Source organism: Microcoleus sp. S13_C5, from assembly GCF_036700845.1.
Lineage (GTDB): Bacteria > Cyanobacteriota > Cyanobacteriia > Cyanobacteriales > Microcoleaceae > Microcoleus.
Map to the genome: position 1 here is coordinate 1 of NZ_JAUBPR010000189.1, position 8,572 is coordinate 8,572.

General features: G+C 47.7%; 5 protein-coding genes. 2 read left to right on the forward strand and 3 right to left on the reverse strand.

Going from position 1 to position 8,572, the window contains the following annotated elements; all coding sequences use genetic code 11:
• Positions 1-120: 120 nt before the first annotated feature.
• A complete protein-coding gene (locus QUA04_RS27815; protein ID WP_333263486.1) occupies positions 121-3,777 on the reverse strand; it encodes a CHAT domain-containing protein in 3,657 nt (1,218 codons plus the stop codon).
• Between the two features lie 40 nt (positions 3,778-3,817).
• Complete coding sequence (locus QUA04_RS27820; protein WP_333263489.1) at positions 3,818-5,047, reverse strand: transposase; 1,230 nt, start codon at positions 5,045-5,047, stop codon at positions 3,818-3,820.
• 232 nt (positions 5,048-5,279) lie between these two features.
• Between QUA04_RS27820 and QUA04_RS27825 the strand changes: the two genes are divergently transcribed.
• On the forward strand, positions 5,280-5,462 hold the full coding sequence (locus QUA04_RS27825; RefSeq protein ID WP_333263492.1) for a hypothetical protein: 183 nt from the start codon (positions 5,280-5,282) through the stop codon (positions 5,460-5,462).
• A gap of 154 nt (positions 5,463-5,616) precedes the next feature.
• Here QUA04_RS27825 and QUA04_RS27830 read toward each other — a convergent pair whose 3' ends face one another.
• Positions 5,617-6,888, reverse strand: coding sequence for an aspartate aminotransferase family protein (locus tag QUA04_RS27830; protein WP_333263494.1), 1,272 nt, complete (start codon positions 6,886-6,888; stop codon positions 5,617-5,619).
• A gap of 128 nt (positions 6,889-7,016) precedes the next feature.
• Between QUA04_RS27830 and QUA04_RS27835 the strand changes: the two genes are divergently transcribed.
• Positions 7,017-8,297, forward strand: a complete 1,281-nt coding sequence (locus QUA04_RS27835; RefSeq protein ID WP_333263497.1) for a ribulose bisphosphate carboxylase small subunit — start codon at positions 7,017-7,019, stop codon at positions 8,295-8,297.
• Positions 8,298-8,572: the final 275 nt, after the last annotated feature.

Genomic DNA, 8,572 nt, shown 5'->3' on the forward strand with positions numbered 1-8,572 from the left:
TCGTAATTCGTTTTGGCATTTTTTATTTGATGGGGGTGGTGTTCCTCCTGATTATATCATGGTTGATCGACCGGACACGATATGACTGATGACTGTTGACTGATGACTAATGACTAATCACTAAACCCCAGCCGCAGTAAAAGCCGCCCAATAATAAGGATTAGCAAAAGGATAGGGTTTGCGGTTGCGAATTTGCTGCAAAGAAGCCTCCGCAATCAGGCGAGAACTTTGAGAAAGCCGATCGAACATTTGCGAAATTTGAGGTTGAAAATCCGCCAGCAATACCTCCAATTCCTCGCTAGTCAAATCCCGCAGCCACCTTTGAGCGTCCCCCAGCGCGATCGCCACATCTCCCACCTGCAACCGAGAAAACCGTCCCAGATTTTCATAAAACTTGCTCGTAAGCAGCAGCGTAGAAACATCATTCACCTTCCAAAGACTGCTAACCACACTAGACGTGCCAGCATACAACAAACCCGCCGACAAACCCACAAAATCTCCTCCAGCACCGCTAACTCCGCCAGCGGCAATTTCGCAACCCGATAAAGTAACTAAAAAATATTGCCGAAAATCCAGATTAAAAATTTCCTCCAAACTCAGAGAATCATTCCTCAAAAACACTGCCGATTTCAGTGGCCAAGCCAAATTAAGCAAACTCAAACAAGCAAAGTGAGCGCATTTTATCTGCTGCAACTGCCCTATTTGCTGGGGCAAATTCCCATTATTAGCAGACATTTCTTGGGAAAAAGCCTCTTTAATTGCCGGCTTATGGCGCACAACTTGTGTACTGGCAAAATACTGGGAAATATTGCCGATTTCAATGTTGCTGTAGAACGCATCTCTGGTGAAAGTTGGAATTGCCAAAAGCTCCTGCAAACCGGGTCTGTACCGACCAATAGTCGCTCCGTGTGCACTTTGTCTCAACAGCAATAGCTGACAGCTAGGAGCATAGCGAATTCCTCCGGCAAATCGATCGATCAAATAAGCAGCAGGCGCTGCAACGTCCCCAAAAGACGAACTTTGAGAAAAATCCGAAAGGCTGTAGGTTTCCACATCAAAACCGCTGCGATCGCTCCACCCAGACCTAAAAATTCCCCCACCGTCCTCAAACCCGTCTCTCCCCGCCAAAGGCAAAGCGTGGAGTGGCAAAGCGTGCAGAAATCGGTGCGGCACAAAAATCAGCCGATCGCAATTATCGGGAATCAGCGCCACCACTCGATCGATTTCCAGCATCGTAGCCAAGCGTTTGAGGCGAGCTGAGAGATGATTGATCCAGCGACCTTTTTGTTCAGAATAAGCGGTGAGGTACTCCTGGCCCCAACTTTCGGCAGCCAAAGCATTTTCCGACGAACACAGGTGAACGGTGGGATATTGTGCACTCTTTACCACCACAAAAGCAACTAGCAACTCCCCCAAACTCGCCCACACCACAGCAGCGCAATTGTCATCAGGCAACAATTGGCGAATTTGCTCGAAAGCGATCGGTTCAACTTTGTGAGCTAGGCTGAAGAAAGGGTCGTTTGCCTGCACCTCCCGCGCAATCAACCTATCAAACTGCTTCCACAATTGATTTAAGTGCATGAAGTCCGAGTTCGGCAGCAGAGAACCGCTGTTCAAACCTTGGCTATCGCCCTCAGAAATCAAGGTCGTGTTCGGTTCAGCTTCTCCCTCTTCTTGGTGCCGCTGTTCCCCCGCTATTTCCAGTTGCAGCGACTCCAACTCGCTTCGCACCGCTGCGGGAATTTCGGCTTTCGGAGTCAAGTGGCATTTAACCAGCAGTTCTACCAAATTCCGATTTTTGTGGCGTTCGGCGTATTCCAGAGCCTTAGCGTAATATTCAGGTTGGCTGGCGCCGAGTTCCAGGCAAACTTGCACCAGGCATTTATAGAGTCCAGCCCAGGTGCGGGTTAATTTGACTTTTGCGGTACTCGTCTGATCGCCAAAATCGACTGTATCAACCCCAACTTCGCAACGCAAGAATTCAACAGTATCGACCGCAGCAGTAAAAACCCCGTAGGCGCGAAGCAAGTCGCCTCGAACTCGGTAAGCTTGACCCAAATAAAATAAAATTTCAGCCCAGCGGTGGGGATAGGTTTCGCGAGTGTAGACTTGACAGGCGCTGTGATAGCAGCCGATCGCGCTTTCCATGTGGGACAAATTTTCCGCCTCCGTCAGTTGCGAATAAGCCCTGCCGAGGTAAATTTGCAGCATTGCCCAGCGGTTGGGATAGGCCTGCCTGGTGTAGACTTCGGCCGCATTTTGATAGCAGGCGATCGCGCTTTTGAGGTTGCGGTTTTTTTCCCCTTTCACGTGTTCGCAGAAAGCGCGGCCGAGGTAGGCACACAGCATTGCCCAGCGTTCGGGAGTTTTTTGGCGGTTGCAAAATAGCAAAGCATTTTGATAGCAGGCGATCGCCATTTCCATATTTTCGGCTTTTTCCCCTTTCACCCGCCGACTGTATATCCTACCGAGGTAAGTTTGGATCGAAGCCCAGGCTTCGGGAAATTTGATGCGGGTGTAGACTTGTAAAGCATTTTGATAGCAGGCGAGCGCCATTTCCACATTTTCCACCGGATCGCCTTTGATGCGATCGACAAACACCCGGCCCAAATTCCTTTGAGTCGTCGCCCACTGCTGCGGAAAAGCTTCCCGAGTCCGCACCTGCAAAGCTCTCTGATAGCAGGTAACCGCGTATTCGAGATTTTCAGCTCGGTTGCCCTGCAGCAACTCGCAGTAAGCATTTGCCAAATTATTTTGAGTTGTGGCCCAACGCCGGGGAAACACTTTGCGGTTGTAGACTTGCAAAGCATTGTGGTAGCAAGCGACGGCCAGTTCCAGATTTTGGGCTCGGTTGCCCCGCAGCCGACGGCTGTAAGCACGGCCGAGATTGTTTTGAGTGCTCGCCCACTCTTGCCCGAAAGTCTCGCGACTGCGAACTCGCAGGGCATTTTCAAAGCAGGCGATCGCGTGTTCTAGATTGTCTGCCGGATCTCCCCTGAGACGCTCGCTGTAAGCGTTGCCCAGATTATTTTGCAGCGTCGCCCACTGTTCCGGGTACTGTTCGGGCGTGCGTACTTGTAGGGCATTTTCAAAGCAAGCCATCGCCTGTTCGATATTTTGAGCCTTATCACCTCTGGGGCGATCGGTGTAAGCGTTGCCCAGATTGTTTTGCATCACCGCCCATTCTTGGGGAAAGTCTTTGCGGGTAAACACCTTCGCAACTGTTTCGTAACCTGCAATTTCGATTTCCAAGTTATTAGCCTTGCTGCCGAGGGGAAACCGCCCAATTTTGTTGCTCAGATTGCCGATCAGGGCTGCAATCCGCCTTCTCTCGGATTCTTTGGCAGCAGAAAACACCAAATTTGCCCAGCAGCGCAGCAGTTGTGCAAAATTCTGGTCGAGTTTATCTAAATTGTTTCTCAGCAGCGAGTACAGGTGCTGCGAATCAGCGCTGCGCGCCACTGCCTGCAATACTTCTGCTAAAAATGCCAGATATGCTGCCCCGGTTGCGGGCAATTTAGAATTGCCCTTTGCAGATTCTAAGGGTGCGATCGCCCTTTGGAAAAATTTTGCAGCTTTCAGCAAGCTTTCTCGCGTCAGTGCCACTTCTTCCACATAAAGCGTTTGCACGAACCCAAAGTCGATCGACTTTGGGTTCGTCCTCAAAATCAAATCTATTCCTGAGTCCCCAGGATTTTCCAGCAGCGCTTGGAGCATATTAACATCAGTTTTGCGACGCTGTTCGTCCATCGTGCATTCCGCCAAACTATTAACCATAGGAGCGCTGCTTCCCTGCAACCAAGTGAACTACCCACCCCTAAATCGTAGTACCGAATATAGTAGGGGCTTCTGTACTCATAGGCGAGTGCCTTAGCGGAGACTTTCGTCCCAGCTTTGGTCTTACCTCGCATCCTAAAGCCGAAACGGCTGAACCTTCCGCCTTTAGTATTTTGATACCTTCTGCTTTCATCTTTATCGCTGCGTTCCCCTCCCGATCGCGATCGGTAGCACAGTGAAGACAAGTCCCTTTCCTCATATCTAATGGCATCTCGGTCATTTGATGGAAACAATTAGAACAGAGTTTGGAACTGAAAAACCATCTATCCATCTCAACTAAGTTCCCGCCTTTGCGTTCCAACTTGTAGGCTAAAAAGTTGGTAAAACTTCCCAAAACCTCATCTGATATTGCTTTCGCAAAATTGGAGTTGCGAATCATGTCCCATAAATTAAATTTTTCTACTATGACCGCGATCGCCTCGCCGGCCAACTTATAACTAAGTTTATGTAGAAAATATTGCCACGAATTCCTAAACCGTTCGCATACCTTGGCCACAGCTTTTCTAGATTTGTATTCAGAATTACTTTTTTTCTGCTCGTCTGTTAACTTTTGCTGCTTGCGCTTCAAGTTCTTCTCGTGCTTGGCAAAATGCTTAGCATTAAAGTCATATTTAGATACTTTTTCATCATCGGGGACAATAGCAAAGTATTTCACTCCTAAATCAATGCCCGCCATCCTACCTTCTTTTGTTGTCTGGTTCTCAGCTTTAATTTCAGTCAGTATAGATGCAAGATATTTCCCTGAATATTTTTTACTAATAATTGAATTATGAATTTTACCCTCATTTAAGCTATATTTATTTATTTGGGGTTGAGTAATTTCCCTATACCGGAAAATCCTACTACCCGCTACAAGTTTAACGTTTTGAGTATAATGAAATGACTGTTTTTTATCTTGAGATGGGAAGTTATAAAGCCCCGTAAATCGACCCCAAAAAAATTTGTAGTTAGTGGTTAATTTGAGCGTAGTAAATTGCAAAACTTTGCTGTAAAACTCACCTAACCCTCCACTTTTATCTAATTTTTTGAGAGTCGGTAAAAGTGTGTTGAACCCGAAGCAGCCAAGTCCTTTACCAGTTTTTTTATAAACTTCAATTGATTTATTTAGACCATAATTAGACCACCAACGCGCACACCCAAAAGTTGAAGCTACTTGTATTTGTTGATTTTGGGTAGGATACAAACGAACTTGGATAGCCTCGTGTAGCAATCAACATCACCTCCTTGGTTCTTCTATTCTCTCACAATATACAGTTGATGATCAAAGCATTACGAAAAAATTTTGTGACGAGGATTACATATTTTCTCTCTTGAAAGCGATACGCAAAATTACTTGAGGATGCAATCGTCCTCACCTGCCCTTCCCACTATAACGGTACTCGGTTTAGTGGCAAGGGCCCGAAATAGTTAAACCAGGATTGACAAGTCCCAACAGACACACTATGGCGAAACTAGCACCTACGATCGCTAATAGTATGATTTTGCGCGTGCCTAGTAAAATTGCGGTTAAACGCGCCATCACCCTGTGGCGGCAGGTTTCACAGGCGTTTCTAAACTTGACAAACCCGCCCCGACAGACTTGCAGCGGGACGGGTTTACTTTTACCCTTATGGGACTTAGGCTAAGAAACCGGGTTTCTGCGAAACTCTTGGGTTTAGTAACGAGACATCTCGAAAGAAACCCGGTTTCTGAGGAAGAGTGTGTCCTGGACTAAGTGAGTTATCTAGGATATGGCGCGACTTTCAGCGCTACAGCTAACAAAAATCAACTCAGTAGAGTTTACTGTACCGCTTGAGAACGCAAGGCTGACTCCACTGCCTGCAGAGCTCGATCGACTTCAGCGGAAGTGACAATCAGCGGCGGGACAAACCTCAGCACTTTCGGCCCTGCAGGAACCAACAAAACTCCTGCGGCGATCGCAGATTTGACGATATCAGCGGATGTAAGTTCGATATCAGCTTGCAATTCCATCCCGACAATCAAACCCCAGCCGCGCACTTCGGCAATTAAATGGGGATATTCGGCCGCCAACTTGTTGAGCCCTGCTTTCAACTGTTCCCCGCGCTGCTGCACGTTTTCTAGAAGGTTTTCCCGTTCTAAAGTTTGGCAAACGCACAAAGCTACAGCGCAAGCAAAAGGATTGCCGCCGAATGTGCTGGCGTGACTTCCCGGTTCAAATACATCGCAGGCAGATTTGCACAGCATAGCGCCGATCGGGATACCGCCGCCCAATCCTTTGGCAGACGTAAAGATATCCGGTTCAATGCCGAGGTTTTCGTAGCCCCAGTATTTGCCGCTGCGTCCCATCCCGACTTGCACTTCGTCGAGAATGAGCAAAATGCCTTTTTCGTCGCAAATTTCCCGAATGCGCTGGAAGTAGGCGATATCTCCGGGGCGAACTCCGCCTTCGCCTTGCAGCGCTTCCAGCATAATTGCAGCTACTTGGCGTTCGTCTTTGTCGAGTTGCTCGATCGCCGTTTCGATCGCACTAATATCGTTGTAGGGCACATAGTGAAATCCCGGCACCAAGGGGCTAAAACCCTTCTGGTATTTAGGCTGTCCCGTGGCCGTAATTGTCGCCAAAGTCCGGCCGTGGAAACTCGCAACGGCGGTAATGATTGTCGGATTCGAGATATTTAATTTTTCGTGGGCGTATTTGCGGGCGAGTTTAATTGCCGCTTCATTAGCTTCGGCGCCGGAGTTGCAAAAGAAGGCTCTGTCCGCGCAAGAATGGTCTACAAGCCACTTCGCCAGCTCGCCCTGTACGGGGATGTAATAAAGGTTAGAAACGTGGTGCAGGGTCTGAATTTGCTTAGTTACCGCTGCAACCATTGCCGGGTGGGCGTGTCCCAGAGTGCAGGTAGCAATACCGGCCACAAAATCGAGATATTCGCGGCCTTCGGTATCCCAAACGCGGCAGCCGAGGCCCCGTTCTAGGGCGATCGCAAAACGCCCGTAAGTTGTCATTACATAGCTGTCGAAGCTCTCAGAACTGAAGGGACTGGCTTCGGCTTGCACGCTTGGTTCTTTTAGTAAGGTTTCTGGACTCACGAATCGCTCCTTAACACATAATATACAGACCTCGATTGTACGGTAAAAATCCAGGTTAGCGGTGCAGGCTGTTAGTTTTGTCATAAAATCATAACAGTAACAACAATTAATCCCTCACAAATCTACTGATGAGTTATTACATTTCTCCTAACTTTCTCGATAAAGTTGCGGTGCACGTCACTAAGAACTTTTTAAATTTGCCAGGGGTAAGAGTTCCCCTAATTTTGGGAATTCACGGCCGTAAAGGAGAAGGCAAAACTTTTCAAACCGAGCTGGTTTTTCGGCGAATGGGCTTTGAACCGGTGATGATATCTGGTGGGGAATTAGAAAGCCCGGATGCAGGAGATCCTGCGCGTTTAATTCGCTTGCGCTACCGGGAAGCGGCGGAGCAAATTAGGGTGCGGGGCGAGATGTGCGCCATCTTTATTAACGATTTGGATGCTGGTGCTGGCAGGTTTGATACTACTACTCAATATACTGTCAATACTCAGATGGTCAATGCGACTCTGATGAATATTGCTGACAATCCAACTAACGTGCAGTTACCGGGAAGTTATGACAGCACGCCGCTGCACCGAGTGCCGATTATTGTCACGGGAAATGATTTTTCTACGCTGTACGCGCCGCTGATTCGCGACGGGCGGATGGAAAAGTTTTATTGGGAACCCAGCCGGGATGATAAAATTGGCATTGTCGGGGGAATTTTTGAGTCCGACAAATTGTCAAAAACCGATATTGTGGCGTTAGTCGATAATTTTGCAGATCAGGCGATCGACTTTTTTAGTGCTTTGCGATCGCGCATTTATGACGAACAAATCCGCGAATTCATTCACAAAGTAGGAATCGAGCGAGTTTCCAAGCGTTTGGTAAACACTTTGGAAGCAGCGCCAGATTTCCATAACCCGAATTTCAGCCTAGCTCATTTATTAGAAATGGGCAGTTTGATGGTGGGTCAACAAAAGCGGATTAAGGAAATGCGCTTAGTAGATGAATACAACCAATCGCGGCTGTTTAACGTTCAAGGAACCCCCAATGCCCCTGCTGCTGCTGCGCCAACGCAAAGTGAATTAAACGACCCGTCATCCAAATATTATAAGGCTTACGTTGAGCCAAGTTCTGAAGGTGGTAACGGTCATGCGGCGCGGCTGAGTTCCGAGGTATTGGAACAAGTAAAGCAGTTGTTAGCAAGAGGCTGCAAAATTGGCATGGAATATGCCGATAATCGCAGATTTAAGACTGGTTCTTGGCAAAGTTGCGCGACGATTAACAGTGCACAGGAAAAAGATGTGGTTGCATCTTTAGAAACTTGTTTGGCGGAACACGGCGGCGAATACGTGCGGCTGATTGGTATCGATCCAAAAGTCAAGCGGCGGGTAGTTGAAACAATTATTCAGCGACCAGAAAAGTAGACAAGTAAAGTGCTATGCGCCGCACCTTACAAGTTCCAGTAATGCGCGTTTGGAAAGTTAACGTAGGGTGCTCTTCGGCGCACCTTACCAAAGAAAAATTCACAATTCAGAACCCAGAATCAAGAATGGGTTCTGTGGGACAGGATGGAGAATCGAGGTTTAAAGCCTCCGATTTTAAGATGAGACAATAAAAAAATATTGGGAGCATGTCACTTCTGTAGTGAGTAATGATACTCATGCAGGTCTTCGCTGATTACCAATTAAGCCGTTCAAGT

Excerpts from the sequence above, each read along its gene's own strand:
- QUA04_RS27815 (WP_333263486.1), bottom strand. The coding sequence starts at position 3,777 with ATGGTTAATAGTTTGGCGGAATGCACGATGGACGAACAGCGTCGCAAA.
- QUA04_RS27825 (WP_333263492.1), top strand. The coding sequence starts at position 5,280 with ATGGCGAAACTAGCACCTACGATCGCTAATAGTATGATTTTGCGCGTG.
- QUA04_RS27835 (WP_333263497.1), top strand. The coding sequence starts at position 7,017 with ATGAGTTATTACATTTCTCCTAACTTTCTCGATAAAGTTGCGGTGCAC.